Consider the following 20,497-nt stretch of genomic DNA (forward strand, 5'->3'; position numbering starts at 1 on the left):
CGGCCACAGGAAGGCAGTCGGGATGGAAAACACGAAACCCTGGGTCAAGCCGGCGCTGGAGTTCGGCCCCCTGATCCTGTTCTTTGCGGTGTTCATGCTGTATCGCAACGACACCGTGACCATCGCGGGGGAAAGCTATGGCGGGTTCATCCTGGCTACGCTGGCCTTCATTCCCGCGCTGATGCTGACGACCGCGATCCAGTGGCGCATCACCGGCAAGCTGGCACCGATGCAGGTGGCCACGCTGGTGTTGGTCATCGTCTTTGGCGGGCTGTCGGTCTGGCTGAACGATCCGCGCTTCTTCAAGCTGAAGCCCACGATCATCTATCTGCTGTTCGCGGCCATCCTGGGCGTCGGCCTGATGCTGCGCCGCAACTGGCTGGGCGCCGTCCTGTCCGAGGCGTTGCCGATGGACGCGGAAGGCTGGCGCAAGCTGACGCTGCGCATGGCGCTGTTCTTCGTGGCGCTGGCCATCGCGAACGAACTGGTCTGGCGCAACCTGTCGGACAGCACCTGGGTCTGGTTCAAGACCTTCGGCCTGCCGGTGCTGCTGTTCGCGTTCCTGCTGGGCAATGCGAAACTGTATCGCGATCATGCCTTGCCCGCCAAGGACGACGCCCAGCCCTAGGCTCGCATTCCGCCCAGGGACACCGGCCCCGCCCGCAGCCGCGACCAGCGCGGCTGTGGCCGCAGCGGCAGGTGATGGCGCAGCAGCCCCAAGGGCAGGGCCCAGGGGTGGCACAGCGCCGCACGGTAGAAGGCGAATAGTCCCTGGCGCCGATAGGGCGTCCAGTGCGACATCAGCCGGGCTCCGCGGGCGGTGGGAAAGCCCAAGGTCTCAAGCGCCTCGAGGGTGGCGGCATCGTCGATCTGCAGGTCGACCCAGTTGGCGCGGGCCTGCGCCAGTCCTGCGCCAAGCGCCCGCCTGCGCCCGCGCGACAGCAGCTGCTCCAACGCGAAATCGAACAGGTCGTTTTCGCGGGCGGTGACGTTCAGCACCTCGGCCATGCGGCCCGCCGGACTGTCCAGCGCCGATTGGGCGGCGTCCTGGAATTCGGCGGCGTTCAGCAGGACGATCCGGCCGATGCTGCCGGGCGCGGCATGGGCCAGCGCCTGCAGCGCCACGCGGCCGCCAAGCGAATGCCCGATCAGCCCGATGGGCCGCCCCGCAAGCGTCGCCAGATCGTCGATCATCGCGCCCAGGTCCGCCCCGGCCCCGGCGGCGCGGTCATAGGCATGGCGCAGTCTGCCCCGCGCCTCCCACCCGCAGGCCAGGGCCAGGCCTTCGGACGGATCGCCCTGAAAGCCCAGCTGCTGCGGCCACGAGATGCCGCCGGGACCGGCCTGGGGCGACAGGATGTGGCGGTGCGGGTCATGCGCCGGATGGGCCGGGGAATAGCGATAGCCGTGCAGCATCACCAGGACCGGCGCCCCCGCGGGCAGGCGGCGCGCGGCGTCCCGCAGGGCAGGGGGCACAGGCTGGTCGGCATCCATCCGCATCACGGGCATCGCGGCCTCCGTTCCCGGTCGATCCCGGACTAGGGACAGGCTGCGACGGGCGCGTGAAAAATCTGTTAATGCTGCGTGACGTTGCGCGGCTGCCGCAAATTCGCCCATGCCGGGCCCGGATCGTTTTCGGCATTGAATTTTGATGGGTTCCACCGCTATGTTGGCCCCATGCGCAGGGCTGCCCGCAACCGGGGGTTGCCACGCGCCGAAAGTTTCGCAGCGCGGCACCTCTGATCCCGATACCGGGCAGCCATGTGTCCCGCGGAAAACCAAGCCTCCGTCGCGCCACCGCATTGCGGGGCGGCGCAGGAGGTCAGATGAACAGCGGCCCCGCCTTGCGGCATCGGGCCATCCTAGGGAACAGACGCGATGACGCGCGCTTTGGACGGCAGACTTCGGGACGGGCGGGCAGGATGCCCCGTCCGACCGGACGTCTTCGACGGTGACGCGCCCGTGTCCTCATCACACCGCAGACCGAACCGGGGGATGCCGATGGCGCCGCCCGGTCTTCGGCTGCGCGAAAGACATAACAATGGCAATGAAAATGCTGATCGACGCCACCCATGCCGAGGAAACTCGGGTGGTCGTGGTCGATGGAACCAAAGTCGAGGAATTTGACTTCGAGACGGCCAACCGGCGCCAGATCGCCGGGAACATCTACCTGGCCAAGATCACGCGGGTCGAGCCCTCGCTGCAGGCGGCCTTCGTGGATTATGGCGGGAACCGCCACGGCTTCCTGGCCTTCGCGGAAATCCATCCGGACTATTACCAGATCCCCGCGGCCGACCGCGAGGCGCTGAAGGCCGAGGAACGCGCCGATGCCGAGGCCCAGGAGGCCGAGGAGGAGCGTGGCCGTTCGCGCCGCAAGCCCCGCGCCGAGGCGGTCGATGCCTTGGACGAGACGACGACCGACGACGCGGGCCAGGACGCGACCGACAAGGACGACGAGATCGAATCGGTCGCCGACGAGGACGTGACCGAGGAGGTCCGCGCGCCCCGAAAGCCGCGTGCGCGCCGCTACAAGATCCAGGAGGTCGTCAAGGTCCGCCAGATCATGCTGGTGCAGGTCGTCAAGGAGGAGCGTGGCAACAAGGGTGCCGCGCTGACCACCTATCTGTCGCTACCCGGCCGCTACTGCGTCCTGATGCCCAACACCGCGCGCGGCGGTGGCATCAGCCGCAAGATCACCAATGCCGCGGATCGCAAGAAACTCAAGGACATCGCGGGCGAACTTGATGTGCCCAAGGGCGCCGGCCTGATCATCCGCACCGCGGGCAGCGAGCGCACCCGGATGGAGATCCGCCGCGATTACGAATACCTGCTGCGCCTGTGGGAGCAGATCCGCGACCTGACCTTCAAGTCGATCGCACCGGCCGCCATCTATGAGGAAGGCGACCTGATCAAGCGCAACATCCGCGACCTCTATTCCAAGGACATCGACGAGGTGCTGGTCGAGGGCGAGCGCGGCTATCAGCAGGCGCGCGACTTCATGCAGATGATCATGCCGACGCATGCCGACAGCGTGAAGCACTACCAGGACCAGATGCCGCTGTTCGCGCGCTTCCAGGTCGAAAGCTATCTGGCGGGCATGTTCAACCCGGTCGTGCAGCTGAAGTCGGGCGGCTACATCGTCATCGGCATCACCGAGGCGCTGGTCGCCATCGACGTGAACTCGGGACGGGCTACCAAGGAGGGCTCGATCGAGGAGACCGCGCTCAAGACCAACCTGGAGGCTGCCGACGAGGTCGCCCGCCAGCTGCGCCTGCGCGACCTGGCCGGGCTGATCGTCATCGACTTCATCGACATGGACGAGCGTCGCAACAACGCCGCCGTGGAAAAGCGCATCAAGGACAAGCTGAAATCCGACCGTGCCCGCATCCAGATCGGCCGCATCTCGGGGTTCGGCCTGATGGAGATGTCGCGCCAGCGCCTGCGCCCCGGCATGCTGGAATCGACCACGCAGCCCTGCGCGCATTGCCACGGCACCGGCCTGATCCGCAGCGATGACAGCCTGGCGCTGACCATCCTGCGCGCCATCGAGGACGAGGGCACCCGTAAGCGTTCGCGCGAGGTTCTGGTCAAGGCGCCCGTCGCCGTCGCCAACTTCCTGATGAACGCCAAGCGCGAGCATGTCGCGGGCATCGAGGCGCGTTACAGTCTGTCCGTGCGCGTAGAGGCGGACCCGGCACTGGTGTCCCCGGACTTCGCGATCGAGAAGTTCAAGACCGCGACCCGCGTGCTGCCCGAGCCCAGCCACGTTCCCCTGGGCGTCAATGCCGACCTGATGGCCAGCATCGACGAGGAGGAGGACCTGGACGTCGGCGAGCCGCAGGAGGAGCCGGTGGCCGAGGTCGTCGAGGCGTCCGAACCCGCTGCCGAGCCGCGGGCCGAGCGTCCCGCCGATGCGGATGCGGATGGCGAGGGTCGGTCGCGTCGCCGCCGTCGTCGTCGTCGTCGGAAATCGGGCGAGCGTCCCGAGGGCGAGGATCTGCGCGCCGATGATGATCAGGACGACGAGGGCGAAGACCAGTCCGACGAGGACGTGGCAGCTCCCGCCGCCGCCGCCGAACCGGTTGCCGCTGCTGCCGGTGATCAGCCCGAGGCCGATACGCCCCAGGCCGAGGAGGAGGCTCCTGCCGGTCGCACCCGGACGCGTTCGCGCGGCCGGTCGCGGTCCAGAAAGCCGGTCGATGCGCAGCCCCTGGCCGAGGTCGTCGACCTGCAGGACAGCCAGGATGCCCGCGCCGATGCGCTGCCCGGCCTGAACGCCGCCCCCGTCGCCGCCGAAGCGGTGGCCGAGGCGCTGGTCGAGACCGCCGCGGCCCCGGTCGATGCGGCACCCGCGGAGCCCGAACCGCAGGCCGAGGCCCAGCCCGAACCCGTCGCCGACGCCGCGCCCTCCAAGCGGCGCGGATGGTGGTCGGGCCGGTAAGGTTCGCTGAACCAGGGGCGCGGTGGCAACGCCGCGCCCCTTTTGCCATCCGGCCCACGCATCCGTGACGCCATGGCCCCTGTCCTTTGCATCCCCACCCGCTAAGGTGTCGCGATGTTAGGAATCGAACTCGCCACCGCCGCCTTCCTGCCTGCCGCCTTCGTGGCGTTGCTGGCGGGTGTCCTGTCCTTCCTGTCGCCCTGCGTGCTGCCGATCGTGCCGCCCTATCTGGCCTACATGACCGGGGTGGGGGTGAACGGGCTGAAGACGCGCGAACGCAGCGCCGTCGTGCCCGCGCTGTTCTTCGTGCTGGGCCTGTCGACGGTCTTTCTGGTGATGGGCTTTGCCGCGTCGGCCTTCGGGCGCGCCTTCCTGCAGTATCAGGACATCCTGGCCCGCGTCGCCGGTGTCATGGTGGTGGTGATGGGCCTGCATTTCCTGCACGTCATCCGCATCCCCCTTCTGGACCACGAGGCCCGGCTGCAATCGGGCCAGCAGGGCGGCGGCGCGTTGGGCGCCTATGTGCTGGGGCTGGCCTTCGCCTTTGGCTGGACGCCCTGCATCGGCCCGCAACTGGGCATGATCCTGTCGCTGGCGGCCACCGGGGGCGAACTGTCCCGCGGAACCGCACTGCTGGCGGTCTATGCCCTTGGGCTGGGGATCCCGTTCCTGCTGGCGGCGATCTTCATCAACCGGGCCATCGGCCTGATGAACCGCGTCAAGCCGTACCTCAAGACCATCGAACGCGTCATGGGCGCGCTCCTGGTGGTCGTGGGTGTCATGCTACTGACCGGCGCCTTCTCTGCCTTCAGCTTCTGGCTGCTGGAGACGTTCCCCGCCCTGGCCACCCTGGGCTGAACCGCACAGCCGGCGCAGCCGGCACGGGGCCGGGCGGCAGCGCGCCGAAGGCCGCTTGCGGGCTCCGGCCCCGTTGCGCGATCACGTTGCGGCGCGCGCCCCGCCCCGCGGACAATCTGTGGTAGCGCGCCTGCGACAATCGCGCTATCCTTGTGACCAGATCCGGGCAAACCGGACAGGACAGAGGCAGTGACGGCGGTATTCCCATGACCGAGATGGTCTTCGGCACGACGCCCGTTCGGGCGGGCGACCCGATTCTTCCACGCTGGTGGCGAACCCTGGACAAATGGTCGTTGACCTGCGTCCTTGGCCTGTTCGCCATCGGTCTTCTGCTGGGGCTGGCCGCATCGGTGCCCCTGGCAGAAAAGAACAACCTGCCGCGGTTCTACTATGTCCAGCGACAGATGGTGTTCGGGGGAATGGGCCTGTTCGTGATGCTGGTCATCTCGATGCTGACCCCCCGCCAGATCCGCCGCATCGGCGTTCTGGGTTTTGCCGTGTCCTTCATGCTAATCCTAGCCCTGCCGATCATCGGCACCGACTTCGGAAAGGGCGCGACGCGGTGGCTGTCGCTCGGCTTCGTGTCGGTGCAGCCGTCGGAATTCCTCAAGCCGGGCTTCGTGGCGCTTTGCGCGTGGTTCATGGCCTCGGCGCAGGAACCGGGCGGCCCTCCGGGGCGGATCTATTCCTTTGGCGCCGCGATGACGATCGTCATCCTGCTGGCCCTGCAGCCCGACTTCGGCCAGGCCTCGCTGGTGCTGTTCTCGTGGCTGGTGATGTATTTCGTCGCCGGGTCGCCGGTCATCCTGATCGTCTGCGTCGCGGGACTGGCCGGGATGGGCGGTCTGTTCGCCTATAACGCGTCCGAACACTTTGCCCGCCGGATCAACAGCTTCCTGTCATCGGAAATCGACGCGAACACCCAGATCTACTTTGCCACGAATGCCATCCAGGAAGGCCGCTTCTTCGGCGTCGGCGTGGGCGAGGGGACGGTGAAATGGTCGCTGCCCGATGCGCATACCGACTTCATCATCGCCGTCGCGGCCGAGGAATACGGCTTCATCATGGTCCTGGCGATCATCCTCCTCTACATGACCATCGTCATGCGCTCGCTGCTGCGGCTGGTGCGGGAACGCGATCCGTTCGCCCGCATCGCCGGCACGGGCCTGGCCTGCGCATTCGGCGTGCAGGCGCTGATCAACATGGGCGTCGCGGTGCGCCTACTGCCCGCCAAGGGCATGACGCTGCCCTTCGTCAGCTATGGCGGCTCGTCCATGATCGCGTCCGGCATCGCGCTTGGGATGCTGCTGGCGCTGACCCGCACCCGTCCGCAGGGCGAGTTCGCTGAAATCCTGCGCCGGTCCCGCTGATGGCCGCCCCCCTTGCCCTGATCGCCGCCGGAGGCACCGGCGGCCACATGTTTCCGGCCCAAGCCCTGGCCGAGCTGCTGCTGGCGCAGGGCTGGCGCGTCAAGCTGTCCACAGATGACCGCGGTGCGCGCTATGCCGGCGGCTTCCCCGACGCGGTCGAGCGCCAGGTGGTGAAATCCGCGACCACCGCGCGCGGCGGCCTGTCGGGCAAGCTGGCGGCACCGTTCAAGATCGCAGCCGGGGTGTTGGCCGCCCGCCGGGCCTTCCGGCGCGACCGCCCGTCGGTCGTGATCGGGTTCGGCGGCTATCCGACCATCCCGGCGCTGTCGGCGGCGCATCTGATGGGCCTGCCGCGGATGATCCACGAACAGAACGGCGTCATGGGTCGGGTGAACCGGATGTTCGCAGCGCGCGTGCACCGCGTGGCCTGCGGAACCTGGCCCACGATCCTGCCGCAGGGCATTTCGGGTCAGCACGTCGGCAACCCGGTCCGCGGCGCGGTCCTGGATCGGGCCGCCAGCCCCTATGTCGCGCCGGGCGAGGGGGCGCTGAACCTGCTCGTCATCGGCGGCAGCCAGGGGGCGCGCGTCCTGTCGCAGGTCGTGCCCGCCGCCATCGCCGCCCTGCCTGCGGACCTGCGCACCCGTCTGCAGGTCAGCCACCAAGCCCGCCCCGAGGATGCCGATCAGGTCACGGCCGCCTATGCCGCAGCCGGCATCGCGGCCGAGGTTCAGCCCTTCTTCACCGACGTCCCGGACCGCATCGCGGCCGCGCATCTGGTGATCAGCCGGTCGGGCGCATCGTCGCTGGCCGACATCACCGTGATCGGCCGCCCGGCGATCCTGATCCCCTTCGCCGCCGCCACCGGCGATCACCAGACCGCGAATGCGCAGGCGCTGGCCGATGCGGGCGCGGCGCATGTCCATCCCGAATCCGTGCTTGACGCGGACAGCCTCACGCGCGACATCCGCGCGATCCTGACGGACCCTGCCCAAGCCACAGCCATGGCGCAGGCGGCCCTGACCCTGGCGCGCCCCGACGCGGCGCGCCGCCTGTACGACCTCGTCGAGGAGATCACGCGATGAACGCAGCGACAAAACTGCCCGGAGAGCTGGGCCCCATCCATTTCGTGGGCATCGGCGGCATCGGAATGTCGGGCATCGCCGAGGTGCTGCTGACCCTGGGCTATCGCGTCCAGGGCAGCGATTCCAAGAAATCCAAGATCACCGACCGGCTGGAGACCCTGGGCGCCACCGTCTTCGAGGGCCAGCGCGCCGAGAACGTCGCGGGCGCAGGCGTCATCGTCATCTCGACCGCGATCAAGAAGGGCAACCCCGAGCTGGAGGAGGCGCGCCTGCGCGGCCTGCCCATCGTGCGCCGGGCCGAGATGCTGGCCGAACTGATGCGGCTGAAATCGAACATCGCCATCGCCGGCACGCATGGCAAGACGACGACCACCACGATGGTCGCGACCCTGCTGGATGCGGGCGGGCTGGACCCCACGGTCATCAACGGCGGCGTGATCCACGCCTATGGCTCGAACGCGCGGGCCGGTGCGGGCGAGTGGATGGTGGTCGAGGCCGACGAATCCGACGGCAGCTTCAACCGACTTCCCGCCGACATCGCGATCGTCACGAACATCGACCCCGAACACATGGAGCATTGGGGCAGCTTCGATGCGCTGCGCCAGGCCTTCACCAACTTCGCGTCCTCGGTGCCGTTCTACGGCTTGGCCGTCTGCTGCACCGACCATCCAGAGGTCCAGGCGCTGGTGGGTCGGTTGACCGATCGCCGTGTGGTGACCTTCGGCTTCAACGCGCAGGCCGACGTGCGGGCGATGAACCTGACCTATGACAAGGGCATCGCGCATTTCGACATCGCGCTGCAGGGCGAGGCGACCGACGGTCCGATCCCGATGATCGAGGGCTGCACCCTGCCCATGCCGGGCGATCACAACGTCTCGAACTGCCTGGCGGCCGTGGCCGTCGCACGCCACCTGGGCATCAAGAAATCCGAGATCCGCACCGCGCTGGCGAAATTCGGCGGGGTTGGTCGCCGCTTTACCCGCGTCGGAGAGATCAACGGCGTGACCATCATCGACGATTACGGCCACCACCCGGTGGAGATCGCCGCCGTCCTCAAGGCCGCGCGCCAGGCCAGCACCGGCCGCGTGATCGCGGTTCACCAGCCGCACCGCTATTCGCGCCTGTCGAACCTGTTCGAGGATTTCTGCACCTGCTTCAACGAGGCCGACGTGGTCGCCATCGCCGACGTCTATTCCGCCGGAGAGGAGCCCATTCCCGGCGCTTCGCGCGACGACCTGGTGGCGGGGCTGATCGCCCACGGCCACCGCCACGCCCGCGCCATCCTGTCCGAGGACGACCTGGAGCGACTGGTCCGCGAACAGGCGCGGCCCGGTGACATGGTGGTCTGCTTGGGAGCGGGCACGATCTCGACCTGGGCCAACGGGCTGCCCGCGCGGTTGCAGGGCCAGGCCGCGTGACGGCCACGCCCGATCTTGCGATCCTGCCGCTGCTGGCGCTGGCGGGGGCGGCGGTCTGGCTGGCGCTGGCCTGCCTGACCCCGCGCCTGAACCGCCGCTGGCAGCGACGCGCCAGTTGGGTCTTGGTGCTGGCAGGCGTCCCGGTTCTGGGCTGGCTGACGCTGGAATGGGGACCGGGTCTGGGCGTTCTGGGCTTTGGATTGGGTCTGCTGATGCTGCTGGGCCGTCCGACCGCGCGGCGCCGCGCGGCGCGGCTGCCCACGCCCGCGCCCATGAACACCGCCGAAGGACAGCGATGAATCCTTGGATCATCGCGGGCCTGTGCCTGTCGGGCGCGGGCGTCATCGCCTGGGGCAGCGCGCGGCTGCAGCTGCGCTGGCCGCTGCTGGTCCTGGCGGCACTGCTGGCGGCGATCGCGCTGCAGCTGTTTCGGGCGGCGCAGGGGCAGGGGGGCTTTCACGATCTGGCGGCCGTCGTCGCGCAAAGCTTTACCGTCCTGCCCGCACTGCTGGGCATGGTGACCGGGCTGGCACTGGCGCGGATCCGCGGCCACCGCCTGGCGTGGCGCAGCCCCCAGATCGTCCTGACGCTGGCGTCGATGCTGGTCGCGGGTCTGGCCGCCGCGGCGACGCTGGTCCTCTAGTCCCGCGGTTGACGGGCGGGGCGCCGCTGGCTACCACCCAAGGCCATGAGCATCGACCTTCCCACCCCCCGCGGCAGCCTGATCCCCGACAGAACCCTTGACGGCCTGACCTGGCTGCGCGTCGGCGGCCCCGCCGACTGGCTGTTCCAGCCCGCGGACGAGGATGACCTGGCCGATTTCCTTGCCGTGCTGGACCCCGGTGTCCCGGTCTTTCCGATGGGCGTGGGCAGCAATCTGATCGTGCGCGACGGCGGCATCCGCGGCGTGGTCATCCGCCTTGGCCGTGCCTTCAACAGCGTCGAGATCGACGGCGACACCGTCACCGCGGGTGCCGCGGCGCTTGACGCCCAGGTCGCGCGGCGGGCGGCGGAGGCGGGGCTGGACCTGACCTTCCTGCGCACGATCCCGGGCAGCATCGGCGGCGCGGTGCGGATGAACGCGGGCTGCTATGGCAGCTATGTGGCCGACCACCTGATCGACGCGCAGGCCGTCACGCGGCAGGGCGCACGCGTCACCCTGACGCCCGCCGATCTGCGTTTCGGCTATCGCGAGACGCATCTGCCGGCCGATTGGGTGATCACCAGTGCCCGGCTGCGTGCCGCGCCGGGCGACCCCGACCGGCTGCACGCCAAGATGGCCGATCAGCTGGCACGGCGCGACGAAAGCCAGCCCACCCGCGAACGCAGCGCCGGTTCGACCTTTCGCAACCCGGCGGGGTTCAGCTCGACCGGGCAGGCGGATGACGTGCATGACCTGAAGGCATGGTCGCTGATCGACCGGGCGGGGCTGCGCGGGCACAGCTGGGGCGGCGCGCAGATGTCGGAAAAGCATCCGAATTTCCTGCTGAACACCGGCGGCGCGACCGCAGCCGAGCTGGAGGCCCTGGGCGAACTGGTCCGGCGCCGCGTGCTGGAGGAGAGCGGCCACGACCTGCAATGGGAGGTCATCCGCATCGGCGACCCCGGTCCCGACACGGACTGACGCGCGCTGCGCAACATTCTGCGCAGACAGCCGAAATTGAGCTTTTGCGGTTCGCGCTTTGCTTGTAACCTGATGCGACATGACGCCTCCGTTCAAGGGGGCGCGGACCAGATCAAGCCCGGATCAACCGGGCACGAAAGGCGAAAAGTGGCGGGCAGGTCGAGCAGGACAGCCCACTCGGTCGCTGTTCTGATGGGCGGACCCTCGGCTGAACGCCAGGTGTCGTTGTCGTCGGGACGCGAATGCGCAGATGCGCTGCGGGTGGCGGGATATCAGGTAACCGAGATCGATCTTGGCACCGCGCGCGGGGACGAGATCGTCCGGCGTCTGGCCGATGCCGCACCCGACGTCGTCTTCAACGCCCTGCATGGCCGGTGGGGAGAGGACGGATGCGTTCAGGGCCTGCTGGACTGGCTGGACCTTCCCTATACCCATTCGGGCGTGCTGGCCTCGGCGCTGGCGATGGACAAGACGCGCGCCAAGCAGGCGTTCCGCGCCGCCGGCCTGCCCGTGGTCGAGAGCGTCATCGCCGACGCCGCCGAGGTGCGCCTGCGCCACGTCATTCCGCCCCCCTATGTGGTCAAGCCCAATGACGAGGGATCGTCCGTCGGCGTCTACATCGTCCATGACGGCGCCAACCAGCCGCCCGCGCTGTCCGCCGACATGCCCGAGCGCGTGATGGTCGAGACCTATGCCCCCGGGCGAGAGCTGACGACCACGGTCATGGGCGACCGCGCGCTGGACGTGACCGAGATCCTGACCAGCGGCTGGTATGATTACGCCGCGAAATACACCGTCGGCGGGTCGCGCCACGTGATCCCCGCGGACATTCCCGACGACATCCGCGCTGCCTGCCTGGAGATGGCCGTGCGCGCGCACAAGGCGCTTGGCTGCACCGGCCTGACGCGCACCGATTTCCGGTGGGACGAGACGCGCGGCGTGGACGGGCTGATCATCCTGGAGCTGAACACCCAGCCCGGCATGACGCCGACCAGTCTGGCCCCCGAACAGGCGGCCCATGCAGGCATCGACTTTCCCGCGCTGATGCGCTGGATGGTGGAGGACGCGCTGTGCCGGTCGTGATCGATCACCGTCCCGGAAAGCAGATCACCCCGCCCGCCGCGCGGCAGCGCCGCGACCCCGCGCCGTCGCGCCTGAAGTACCGCCTGGAGCGGATGTGGTTGACGCCGCTGTACCGCCGGGTGCTGCGCGTGGGCCTTCCGGCCTTTGCCATCGCGATGGTCGGGGGGCTGTGGCTGGCCGACGAGGACCGTCGCGCCGCGCTGAACGACACCGTCGCCAGCGTGGTGACCAAAGTCCAGAGCCGCGACGAATTCCAGGTCCGCATCATGACGATCGAGGGGGCGACCCCGGTGGTGGACCGCGCCCTGCGCGCGATGCTGCCGGTGGATCTGCCAGCCTCCAGCTTCGACATCGATCTGGCGGCGCTGCGCCTGCAGGTGCTGCAGCTGGACGCGGTCGAATCCATTGACCTGCGCATCAAGCCGGGCGGCATCCTGTCGGCGGTGGTCAAGGAACGCGAACCCGCGATCCTGTGGCGCCACGCGCGCGGCATCGACATGCTGGACGCCGGCGGTCATCGCGTGGCCAGCCTGACCTCGCGCGAGGTGCGCGCCGACCTGCCGCTGATCACCGGAGAGGGGGCGGACCTGGCCACGACCGAGGCGCTGGCCCTGTTCGACGCCGCGGGTCCGATCCTGCCCCGCGTGCGTGGCCTTGTGCGGCGCGGCGAACGGCGGTGGGACCTGGTGCTGGATCACGGCCAGCGCATCCTGCTGCCCGAGACCGGCGCGGTGATCGCGCTGGAGGCGGCGATCGCGATGGACCGGGCCGAGGACATGCTGGGCCGCGACATCACCATCGTCGATCTGCGCGACCCGACGCGGCCCGTCCTGCGGTTGGGGATCGACGCGCGCAACACGATACGCACCGCACGCGGCCTGCCGCTGCTGGGACCCGATGGCAGCGTGCTGCCCGATGACAAGAAGACGGAGGGCTGAGGAATGGTGGACCTGTATCAGACGCAACGCGCGATGCGTAACATCCGCCGGGCGGCCCTGCAGCGGGGCGTGATCGGCATCCTGGACATCGGCACGTCCAAGATCGCCTGCCTTGTCCTGCGCATCGACGGCAACGGCACCTTCCGGGAAACCGACGGCGTGGGCCCGATGGCGGGGCAGGTCAATTTCCGCGTGATCGGCGCGGCATCGACCCGGTCGCGCGGGATGCGCCGCGGCGAGATCGAAACCATGGCCGAGACCGAGCGTGCGATCCGCACGGTCGTCGCCGCCGCGCAGAAGGTCGCGGGCGTGCGCGTCGATCATGTCATCGCCTGCCTGTCGGGCGGGCGACCGGCCTCGTATGGCCTGGCCGGAGAGATCGTGCTGGAATCCGGCAAGGTCGGCGAACATGACGTGGCATCCGTGCTGGCCGCCTGCGACGCGCCCGATTTCGGCCGCGGCCGCGAGGTGCTGCACGCGCAGCCGGTGAATTTCGCGGTCGACAACCGCAGCAACCTGGCCGACCCGCGTGACCATCTGGGCAACAAGCTGTTCTGCGACATGCATGTGCTGACCGTGGACGGCGATTCCATCGGCAACCTGGTCCAGTGCATCCGGCGCTGCGACCTTGAACTGGCGGGGATCGCCTCGGCGCCCTATGCCTCGGCCCGCGCGTCGCTGGTCGAGGATGAGCAGGAGCTGGGCGCGGCCTGTGTCGATTTCGGCGGTGGCGGCACCGGCGTGTCGATCTTCGTCAAGAAGCACATGATCTTTTCCGATCACGTGCCCATCGGGGGCAACCTGATCACCCAGGACATCGCCCAGGGTCTGCGTGTCAGCCTGCCCGTGGCAGAGCGCCTGAAGACGCTGAACGGGGGCGTCGAGGCGACGGGCCGCGACGACCGCGACATGATCGAGGTCGGCGGAGAGACCGGGGACTGGGAGGCGGACCGCCGCCAGGTCAGCCGCGCCGACGTGATCGGCGTGATGCGCCCCCGCGTTGAGGAGATGCTGGAGCATGTCCGCGAGGTGCTGGACGCGGCCGGGTTCGACTGGATGCCCAGCCAGCAGATCGTGCTGACCGGGGGCGGCAGCCAGATCCCAGGCCTGGACGGTCTGGCAACGCGCATCCTGGGTCCGAACGTGCGCTGCGGGCGGCCGCTGCGCATCGACGGTCTGGCCCATCAGCTGACCGATCCCAGCTTTTCCAGCGCCGTCGGCCTGGCGCTGTTCGCCGCACATCCGCAGGATGAATGGTGGGATTTCGAGATGCCGGCCGACCGCTATCCCGCGCGCAGCCTGCGTCGAGCCTATCGCTGGTTCAAGAACAACTGGTGATTGCACCACCTTGGTTCTGGGGGGTGGCAAGGGTTTTCCCACCACATTCGGAAGACATGGCAAGATGCCGCCTATTTCAAGGGTAGCCCCTCCAGATTTTGCGAAACGCCCGGCTTTTTCGGGTGACGGAACTGGTGCCAATTGTTACGGTAACCATTAAGAAACGGGATTCGAGCGGTACACCCGCCTCCCCAATGCAGCAGCGGTAACAGGCGGACACCATGAACCTCAATCTGATGATGAATGACGAAGAAGAGCTGAAGCCGCGCATCACCGTCTTCGGTGTCGGTGGCGCAGGTGGCAACGCCGTCAACAACATGATTCAGAAGCAGCTCGACGGGGTCGAGTTCGTGGTCGCCAACACCGACGCGCAGGCGCTGCAGCAGTCGCGTGCGACCTCGCGCATTCAGATCGGGCCCAAGGTCACCGAGGGTCTGGGCGCGGGCGCCAAGCCCACGATCGGCGCCAAGGCCGCCGAGGAGACGATCGAGGACATCGTCGATCACCTGATGGGCGCGCATATGTGCTTCATCACCGCGGGCATGGGCGGCGGCACCGGCACCGGTGCGGCGCCGATCATCGCGCAGGCCGCGCGCGAGATGGGCATCCTGACCGTCGGCGTGGTGACCAAGCCCTTCCAGTTCGAGGGCACCAAGCGGATGCGCCAGGCCGAGGAGGGCGTCGAGGCCCTGCAGAAGGTCGTGGACACGCTGATCATCATTCCGAACCAGAACCTGTTCCGGCTGGCGAACGAAAAGACCACCTTCACCGACGCCTTCGCGCTGGCCGACGACGTGCTGTACCAGGGCGTCAAGGGCGTGACGGACCTGATGGTCAAGCCGGGCCTGATCAACCTGGACTTTGCCGACGTGCGGTCGGTGATGGACGAGATGGGCAAGGCCATGATGGGCACCGGCGAGGCCTCGGGCGAGAACCGCGCCCAGGAAGCCGCCGAGCGTGCCATCGCAAACCCGCTGCTGGACGAGATCAGCCTGAACGGCGCGCGCGGCGTGCTGATCAACATCACCGGCGGCTATGACATGACCCTGTTCGAACTGGACGAGGCGGCCAACGTCATCCGCGACAAGGTGGACGCCGATGCCAACATCATCGTCGGCTCGACGCTGGACCCCGACATGGACGGCACGATCCGCGTTTCGGTCGTGGCAACCGGCATCGATGCCGCCGTTGCGGTGGCCGAGGTTCCCTCGCCCCGCCGCGGCATGGCTGCGCCGCTGACCCAGAATCCGCAGGTCGGTGCCGCCGCCGAGGAGCAGCCGGCGATCCCGGCGCGCCGCGTGGCGCCCCCGATCGCATCCTCTGCCGAGACGGCCCGCGTCGAGGCCCCGCGCCACGATCCGCGCGCCGAGGACGACATGCCGCAGCCGGCCTATCAGCCGAAGGACAGCGCCCGCCAGAACGCCGTGCGCATCGACGACGACGCGTCGGCCTTTGTCGCGCCCCGTGCGCCGCAGTCCCCGCGCGCCGGCCAGCCCGCACCCGAGGTGATGGACCGCCTGCGCCGCGCCGTGGACAACCACGGCCGCGTCCCCGCACAGCCGCAGCAGCAGCCGGCACAGCCCGCCACCAGCCGGATGAGTGGTCTGGGCCGCATGCTGGAGCGCATGGCAGGCCATGGCAACGACCAGCCGGGCGGCGCCAAGCCGGCCGCATCCTCGATCGCCGAGCGTGTGAACGACCGCGTCGCCGTCCGCGCCCGCCAGCACGACACCGACTTCGACGATCTGGCCAGCCCCGACTCGAACGGCAAGGACAATGTCGAGATCCCGGCTTTCCTGCGCCGTCAGGCCAACTGACGGATCACGAAACCGGCACATCCACTGGTTGCAAGGGCCGCTGCAAAGCGGCCCTTTCCCTTTTCCAGTCAACCTCTTGGGCGAAAACGGCCATCGGGTTGCAGGGCAGGGCAGGGGAATGTTTCACCCCGTTACAAAACGTTAATTGAATGCGTTCACTGCCGGACCTAGCTGGAGTGACAGAAGGGGCAGGTGCGCCCCACGACGAATCCGAAGGCAGGCAGATCATGCAGGCGACGCTGAAAGACACGGTGACATTGCAGGGCGTCGGGCTCCACTCCGGTGCGCCCGCGCGTCTGGTCATGCATCCCGCACGGCCCGGCCACGGGATCGTCTTTCGCCGCACCGACCTGTCGCCTGCGGTCGACATTCCGGCATTGTGGGACCATGTGACGCCGTCCAAGCTGTGCACGCTGCTGGACAACGGCTTGGGTGTGACCCTCTCGACGGTCGAGCACGTGATGGCCGCGCTGGCCGGAACGGGCATCCACAACGCGCTGATCACCGTCGATGGGCCCGAAATTCCGATCCTCGATGGTTCGGCTGCACCCTTTGTGGACGCGATCCTGGACACCGGCATCGCGCGTCAGGCTGCACCGCTGCGCGCGATCCGCGTCCTGCGCACGGTCGAGGTCCGCGAGGGCGAAGCCTTTGCCCGCCTGTCGCCCGCCGACCACCTGGAGATCGATTTCGAGATCGACTTTACCGACGCCGCGATCGGGCATCAGGAAAAGCGTCTGGACATGGCCAATGGCGCGTTCCTGCGCGAACTGGCCGACAGCCGCACCTTCTGCCGCGCGTCGGATGTCGAGGCGATGCGCCGCAACGGTCTGGCCCTGGGCGGGACCTATCTGAACGCGGTCGTGGTGGATGGCGGGCGCGTCCTGTCGCCGGGCGGTCTGCGTCACGCGGATGAGGCCGTGCGCCACAAGATGCTGGACGCCACCGGCGATCTGGCGCTGGCCGGTGCGCCGCTGCTGGCGCGCTATACCGGCCACCGTGCGGGTCACGCGATGACCAACCGCCTGCTGCGGGCGCTGTTCGCCGACCCCACTGCATGGACCTGGGAGCGGTGCACGCCCGAGCTGGAAGGTCGCCTGCCGGGTGCGGGTGTCGCCGACTATGCACGCCCCGAACTTGCCGCGGCCTTTGCGGCCGAGTGACGGCGCGGGGCGCCGGGACCTTGGCCGAATTCAACGGATTGCCATTTTGCGCCCCCTGATGTTCTGTGCTAGAGGATCCCGGCAGCGCCGCCCGCACGCGGGCAGCGCATCGGCAAATCGTAGGGCAGGATAAAGATGGCGGGCTCGAAAATCTCGGCTTCGGTGGTGGCTGCGGTGCTGGCGGGCGTTGTCCTGACTGGCTGCGGCGGCAACCGGGACGCGGCGCAAAAGCAAAATCTGGACCGCTTTACGGCCGAGGAAATCTACAAGCGGGGCGAGTTCGAGCTGGAGAACAGCGGCGATCCCGAGGATGCCGTCGTCTATTTCAGCGAGATCGAGCGGCTGTATCCCTATTCCGAATGGGCCAAGCGCGCGCTGATCATGCAGGCCTATGGCAACCACAAGGCGGGCAATTACGAAGAGGCCCGCGGCGCGGCGCAGCGGTTCCTGGACACCTATCCGACCGATGAGGATGCCGCCTATGCGCAGTATCTGCTGGCGCTGTCCTATTACGATCAGATCGATGACGTCGGGCGCGATCAGGGCCTGACCTTTCAGGCACTGCAGGGGCTGCGGACGGTGATCGAGCAGTATCCCGACAGCGAATATGCCCGCAGTTCGATCCTGAAGTTCGACCTGGCGTTCGATCACCTGGCCGCCAAGGAAATGGAGATCGGGCGTTATTACCTGAAGCAGGGGCATTACGCAGCGTCGGTGAACCGGTTCCGCGTGGTGGTCGAGGAGTTCCAGACGACCACCCAGACCCCCGAGGCGCTGCTGCGTCTGGTCGAGGCTTATCTGGCCCTTGGACTGCTGGACGAGGCGCAGACGGCGGGCGCCATCCTGGGACACAATTTCCAGTCCTCGCCCTTCTATGACGACGCGTTCCGGCAGCTGCGCGGCCGCGGCCTGTCGGCCGAGGTGCGCGGTGACAGCTGGCTGACCAACGTCTATCGCCAGACCATCCAGGGACGCTGGCTGTAATGCAGGCCGTGCGCAGGGGCCGTGGCCCATGCTGAGATCGCTGGACATCCGCGACATGCTGCTGATCGACCGGCTGGAGCTGTCGTTCGGCCCCGGCCTGAACGTGCTGACCGGAGAGACCGGCGCGGGCAAGTCCATCCTGCTGGATTGCTTGGGGTTCGTCCTGGGCTGGCGCAGTCGTGCCGAGCTAGTCCGCCAGGGGGCCGCGCAGGGCGAGGTTCAGGCGGTGTTCGACCTGCCGGAGGTTCATCCCGCCCGCGCCCTGCTGGCCGAGGCCGGGATCACGATCGATGACGACGAGCTGATCCTGCGCCGCGTGAACACGCTGGATGGGCGCAAGACGGGCTGGGTCAATGACCGCCGGGTGTCGGGCGAGGTTCTGCGGCAGCTGTCCGAGGTCCTGGTCGAGCTGCACGGGCAGCATGACGACCGCGGGCTGTTGAATTCGCGCGGGCATCGCACCCTGCTGGACGCGTTCGGCGCGATGGACCTGTCGGCGGTCCGCCGCACCTGGGCCGCACGCCGCGATGCGGACCGGGCGCTGGCAGAGGCCGAGGCCGCGTTGGCCGCCGCCCGGCAGGAAGAAGAGTTTCTGCGCCACGCCGTGGCGGAACTGGACAAGCTGGCCCCCGAACCCGGCGAGGAACAGCGCCTGGACATCGCGCGCCGCGCCATGCAGGGCGCGGAGCGCATCCGGGATGACGTGGCGCGCGCTCTGCAGATGCTGGCGGGAGACGGTGCCGAAGGCGCGATGGTCGACGCAGCGCGCTGGTTGGAGGGCGCATCCGAGCAGGCCGAGGGTCGACTGGACGAGCCGCTGGCCGCCCTGTCACGCGCGCTGATCGAGCTGGGCGAGGCCACCCGCGGGGTCGAGGACACGCTGGCCGCGCTGGATTTCGATCCGCACGCGCTGGAATCGACCGAGGAGCGGCTGTTCGCGCTGCGTGCCTTGGCGCGAAAGCATGACATCCTGCCCGACGATCTGGCCGGTCTGGCGCAGCAGTTGCGCGACCGGCTGGAGCGTCTGGATGCCAGCGAGGCGCGGATGGGCGATCTGCGCCGTGCGGCGCGGGACGCTCAGGCGGACTATGATGCCGCGGCCGATGCGCTGACCGCTGCCCGCACCGAGGCCGCGACCCGGTTGGACCGCGCCGTAACCGCTGAATTGGTGCCGCTGAAGATGGAACGTGCGGTCTTTCGCACCGTCGTATCGCCCGCCGAGCCCGGGCCGGACGGGCGCGATACCGTGGCGTTCACGGTGGCGACCAACCCGGGCGCACCGTCGGGACCGCTGGACAAGATCGCCTCCGGTGGCGAACTGTCCCGCTTTCTGTTGGCGCTGAAGGTCTGCCTGGCGCGGGGGAATGACGCATTGGTCATGATCTTCGACGAGATCGATCGCGGGGTCGGCGGGGCCACCGCCGATGCCGTCGGCCGCCGTCTGCAGAATCTTGCGGATGGTGCGCAGGTGCTGGTCATCACCCATTCGCCGCAGGTCGCGGCCTTGGGCGCGGTGCATTTCCGGGTGTCGAAATCGGTGACCGACGGGATGACCACCTCCACCGTCACGCCGCTGCCTCAACCCGAGCGCGTGGCCGAGATCGCGCGCATGCTGTCGGGCGACCGTGTCACCGACGCTGCGACCGAGGCTGCGCGCGCCTTGTTGGACGGTTAGTCCAGAATCCGCGGTGCGGGTCGCAGAACCGACAGGATACGCCCGTCATCGGCATCGATCCGCACCAGATGACCACCGACCACGGCATAGCTGTCGCCATCGGGCGCCTGAGACAGGCCATAGCGGCCCGGTGCGCTGACACGATGCAGCTGGTCCTCCGGAACGCTGTCACCGACCATCGGCATGGTCGCATGCCCGCCCAGACATTCCGTCGTACATGCCGGCACGGCCTGCAGGCCACGGGTCGGCGTGGTGTTGGGGGCGGTCAGGGCGGCGAGGCCGAGCATTGTCCCGGCCGCCACGGCGGCAAGGGGGTGCAGCGGCGTCATCATGTCCTCGGATCAGTTACAACGGGTCAACCCGGGATTGCCTGACGGGTTCCGCTGCGACGCCGCATGGCAGGCATGCCGATGCGGAACTGCCACGTTCAGTCGGGCAGGGGCCGCAGGATCGACAGGATCTTGCCGCTGCCGATCTGGATGCGGACAAGATGGCCCGATACGACGGCATAGACGCTGCCCGGCAGCTGCGGCCCAAGGCCCACGGCGCCGGGCTTGTCGATCTGGCGAACCTGTTCGGGCGCCGGCACCTCACCGACGGTGGGGCGCTGCTGGGCAAAGCCGTCCTGAGGGACCAGCGCGCATGCGCCGATCAGCAGGGCGGTGGAGAGACGTCGCAAGATCCGGTCCATGATGGCTGCACC

At 68.5% G+C, this 20,497-nt stretch carries 19 protein-coding genes; 16 read left to right on the plus strand and 3 right to left on the minus strand.

Annotated features, from left to right (window positions below; genetic code table 11):
* Positions 1-22: 22 nt before the first annotated feature.
* Entirely contained in the window at positions 23-628 is a 606-nt protein-coding gene (locus tag PRL19_RS10390) for an inner membrane-spanning protein YciB (protein ID WP_045981135.1), read from the plus strand.
* On the opposite strand, the gene PRL19_RS10395 is transcribed toward PRL19_RS10390, so the two are convergent.
* On the minus strand, positions 625-1,509 hold the full coding sequence (locus PRL19_RS10395) for an alpha/beta fold hydrolase (protein WP_273742904.1): 885 nt from the start codon (positions 1,507-1,509) through the stop codon (positions 625-627). The two genes, PRL19_RS10390 and PRL19_RS10395, sit on opposite strands and share 4 nt — an antisense overlap.
* 532 nt (positions 1,510-2,041) lie before the next feature.
* Between PRL19_RS10395 and PRL19_RS10400 the strand changes: the two genes are divergently transcribed.
* The 15 genes from PRL19_RS10400 to recN all read left to right on the plus strand — a co-directional run bounded on the left by PRL19_RS10400 (position 2,042) and on the right by recN (position 19,794).
* Positions 2,042-4,441, plus strand: a complete 2,400-nt coding sequence (locus PRL19_RS10400; RefSeq protein WP_273742905.1) for an Rne/Rng family ribonuclease — start codon at positions 2,042-2,044, stop codon at positions 4,439-4,441.
* Positions 4,442-4,555: 114 nt separating this feature from the next.
* Positions 4,556-5,299: a cytochrome c biogenesis CcdA family protein gene (locus tag PRL19_RS10405; protein WP_045981138.1), complete on the plus strand. Its 744-nt coding sequence runs from the start codon at positions 4,556-4,558 to the stop codon at positions 5,297-5,299.
* Between the two features lie 206 nt (positions 5,300-5,505).
* Positions 5,506-6,669, plus strand: a complete 1,164-nt coding sequence (gene ftsW / locus PRL19_RS10410) for a putative lipid II flippase FtsW (RefSeq protein ID WP_045981139.1) — start codon at positions 5,506-5,508, stop codon at positions 6,667-6,669.
* Positions 6,669-7,754, plus strand: coding sequence for an undecaprenyldiphospho-muramoylpentapeptide beta-N-acetylglucosaminyltransferase (murG, locus tag PRL19_RS10415; RefSeq protein WP_045981140.1), 1,086 nt, complete (start codon positions 6,669-6,671; stop codon positions 7,752-7,754). The genes ftsW and murG overlap by 1 nt, the downstream gene beginning before the upstream one ends.
* The gene (gene murC, locus PRL19_RS10420) at positions 7,751-9,172 is read left to right on the plus strand and encodes a UDP-N-acetylmuramate--L-alanine ligase (protein ID WP_045999519.1); all 1,422 of its coding nucleotides are present in this window, start codon (positions 7,751-7,753) and stop codon (positions 9,170-9,172) included. The genes murG and murC overlap by 4 nt, the downstream gene beginning before the upstream one ends.
* Positions 9,169-9,471 carry a DUF2484 family protein gene (locus tag PRL19_RS10425; RefSeq protein WP_217844600.1) on the plus strand — a complete coding sequence of 101 codons (303 nt, stop codon included), beginning with the start codon at positions 9,169-9,171 and terminating at the stop codon, positions 9,469-9,471. Before murC ends, PRL19_RS10425 begins: the two co-directional genes overlap by 4 nt.
* Complete coding sequence (locus tag PRL19_RS10430; protein ID WP_045981142.1) at positions 9,468-9,815, plus strand: hypothetical protein; 348 nt, start codon at positions 9,468-9,470, stop codon at positions 9,813-9,815. Before PRL19_RS10425 ends, PRL19_RS10430 begins: the two co-directional genes overlap by 4 nt.
* Before the next feature lie 45 nt (positions 9,816-9,860).
* Positions 9,861-10,796: a UDP-N-acetylmuramate dehydrogenase gene (gene murB, locus PRL19_RS10435; protein WP_273742907.1), complete on the plus strand. Its 936-nt coding sequence runs from the start codon at positions 9,861-9,863 to the stop codon at positions 10,794-10,796.
* A gap of 147 nt (positions 10,797-10,943) precedes the next feature.
* Positions 10,944-11,879 carry a D-alanine--D-alanine ligase gene (locus tag PRL19_RS10440; protein ID WP_176695030.1) on the plus strand — a complete coding sequence of 312 codons (936 nt, stop codon included), beginning with the start codon at positions 10,944-10,946 and terminating at the stop codon, positions 11,877-11,879.
* Entirely contained in the window at positions 11,867-12,817 is a 951-nt protein-coding gene (locus tag PRL19_RS10445) for a cell division protein FtsQ/DivIB (RefSeq protein WP_273742908.1), read from the plus strand. The genes PRL19_RS10440 and PRL19_RS10445 overlap by 13 nt, the downstream gene beginning before the upstream one ends.
* Positions 12,818-12,820: 3 nt before the next feature.
* Complete coding sequence (gene ftsA, locus PRL19_RS10450; RefSeq protein WP_045981146.1) at positions 12,821-14,155, plus strand: cell division protein FtsA; 1,335 nt, start codon at positions 12,821-12,823, stop codon at positions 14,153-14,155.
* A 221-nt stretch (positions 14,156-14,376) separates the two neighbouring features.
* Positions 14,377-15,972, plus strand: a complete 1,596-nt coding sequence (gene ftsZ, locus PRL19_RS10455) for a cell division protein FtsZ (RefSeq protein ID WP_127898162.1) — start codon at positions 14,377-14,379, stop codon at positions 15,970-15,972.
* Between the two features lie 227 nt (positions 15,973-16,199).
* Positions 16,200-17,135 (plus strand): UDP-3-O-acyl-N-acetylglucosamine deacetylase, encoded by a 936-nt coding sequence (lpxC, locus tag PRL19_RS10460; RefSeq protein ID WP_045999514.1) that lies wholly within the window; start codon positions 16,200-16,202, stop codon positions 17,133-17,135.
* Between the two features lie 135 nt (positions 17,136-17,270).
* Complete coding sequence (locus tag PRL19_RS10465) at positions 17,271-18,119, plus strand: outer membrane protein assembly factor BamD (RefSeq protein WP_045981149.1); 849 nt, start codon at positions 17,271-17,273, stop codon at positions 18,117-18,119.
* A gap of 28 nt (positions 18,120-18,147) precedes the next feature.
* A complete protein-coding gene (gene recN / locus PRL19_RS10470) occupies positions 18,148-19,794 on the plus strand; it encodes a DNA repair protein RecN (RefSeq protein ID WP_273742910.1) in 1,647 nt (548 codons plus the stop codon).
* Here the strand turns inward: recN and PRL19_RS10475 are convergent.
* Both PRL19_RS10475 and PRL19_RS10480 read right to left on the minus strand, forming a co-directional pair.
* Entirely contained in the window at positions 19,791-20,126 is a 336-nt protein-coding gene (locus PRL19_RS10475) for a hypothetical protein (protein WP_127898165.1), read from the minus strand. The genes recN and PRL19_RS10475 overlap by 4 nt on opposite strands.
* 95 nt (positions 20,127-20,221) lie before the next feature.
* Positions 20,222-20,473, minus strand: a complete 252-nt coding sequence (locus PRL19_RS10480) for a hypothetical protein (RefSeq protein WP_127898166.1) — start codon at positions 20,471-20,473, stop codon at positions 20,222-20,224.
* Between the last annotated feature and the right edge of the window lie 24 nt (positions 20,474-20,497).

Origin of the sequence: Paracoccus marcusii (assembly GCF_028621715.1) — a bacterium.
Lineage (GTDB): Bacteria > Pseudomonadota > Alphaproteobacteria > Rhodobacterales > Rhodobacteraceae > Paracoccus > Paracoccus marcusii.

What these genes read in the sequence shown, in the direction of transcription:
- PRL19_RS10390 (WP_045981135.1), top strand. Translation starts at nt 23, where the DNA reads ATGGAAAACACGAAACCCTGGGTCAAGCCGGCGCTGGAGTTCGGCCCC.
- PRL19_RS10395 (WP_273742904.1), bottom strand. Translation starts at nt 1,509, where the DNA reads ATGCCCGTGATGCGGATGGATGCCGACCAGCCTGTGCCCCCTGCCCTG.
- PRL19_RS10400 (WP_273742905.1), top strand. Translation starts at nt 2,042, where the DNA reads ATGGCAATGAAAATGCTGATCGACGCCACCCATGCCGAGGAAACTCGG.
- PRL19_RS10405 (WP_045981138.1), top strand. Translation starts at nt 4,556, where the DNA reads ATGTTAGGAATCGAACTCGCCACCGCCGCCTTCCTGCCTGCCGCCTTC.
- ftsW (WP_045981139.1), top strand. Translation starts at nt 5,506, where the DNA reads ATGACCGAGATGGTCTTCGGCACGACGCCCGTTCGGGCGGGCGACCCG.
- murG (WP_045981140.1), top strand. Translation starts at nt 6,669, where the DNA reads ATGGCCGCCCCCCTTGCCCTGATCGCCGCCGGAGGCACCGGCGGCCAC.
- murC (WP_045999519.1), top strand. Translation starts at nt 7,751, where the DNA reads ATGAACGCAGCGACAAAACTGCCCGGAGAGCTGGGCCCCATCCATTTC.
- PRL19_RS10430 (WP_045981142.1), top strand. Translation starts at nt 9,468, where the DNA reads ATGAATCCTTGGATCATCGCGGGCCTGTGCCTGTCGGGCGCGGGCGTC.
- murB (WP_273742907.1), top strand. Translation starts at nt 9,861, where the DNA reads ATGAGCATCGACCTTCCCACCCCCCGCGGCAGCCTGATCCCCGACAGA.
- ftsA (WP_045981146.1), top strand. Translation starts at nt 12,821, where the DNA reads ATGGTGGACCTGTATCAGACGCAACGCGCGATGCGTAACATCCGCCGG.
- ftsZ (WP_127898162.1), top strand. Translation starts at nt 14,377, where the DNA reads ATGAACCTCAATCTGATGATGAATGACGAAGAAGAGCTGAAGCCGCGC.
- lpxC (WP_045999514.1), top strand. Translation starts at nt 16,200, where the DNA reads ATGCAGGCGACGCTGAAAGACACGGTGACATTGCAGGGCGTCGGGCTC.
- PRL19_RS10465 (WP_045981149.1), top strand. Translation starts at nt 17,271, where the DNA reads ATGGCGGGCTCGAAAATCTCGGCTTCGGTGGTGGCTGCGGTGCTGGCG.
- recN (WP_273742910.1), top strand. Translation starts at nt 18,148, where the DNA reads ATGCTGAGATCGCTGGACATCCGCGACATGCTGCTGATCGACCGGCTG.
- PRL19_RS10475 (WP_127898165.1), bottom strand. Translation starts at nt 20,126, where the DNA reads ATGATGACGCCGCTGCACCCCCTTGCCGCCGTGGCGGCCGGGACAATG.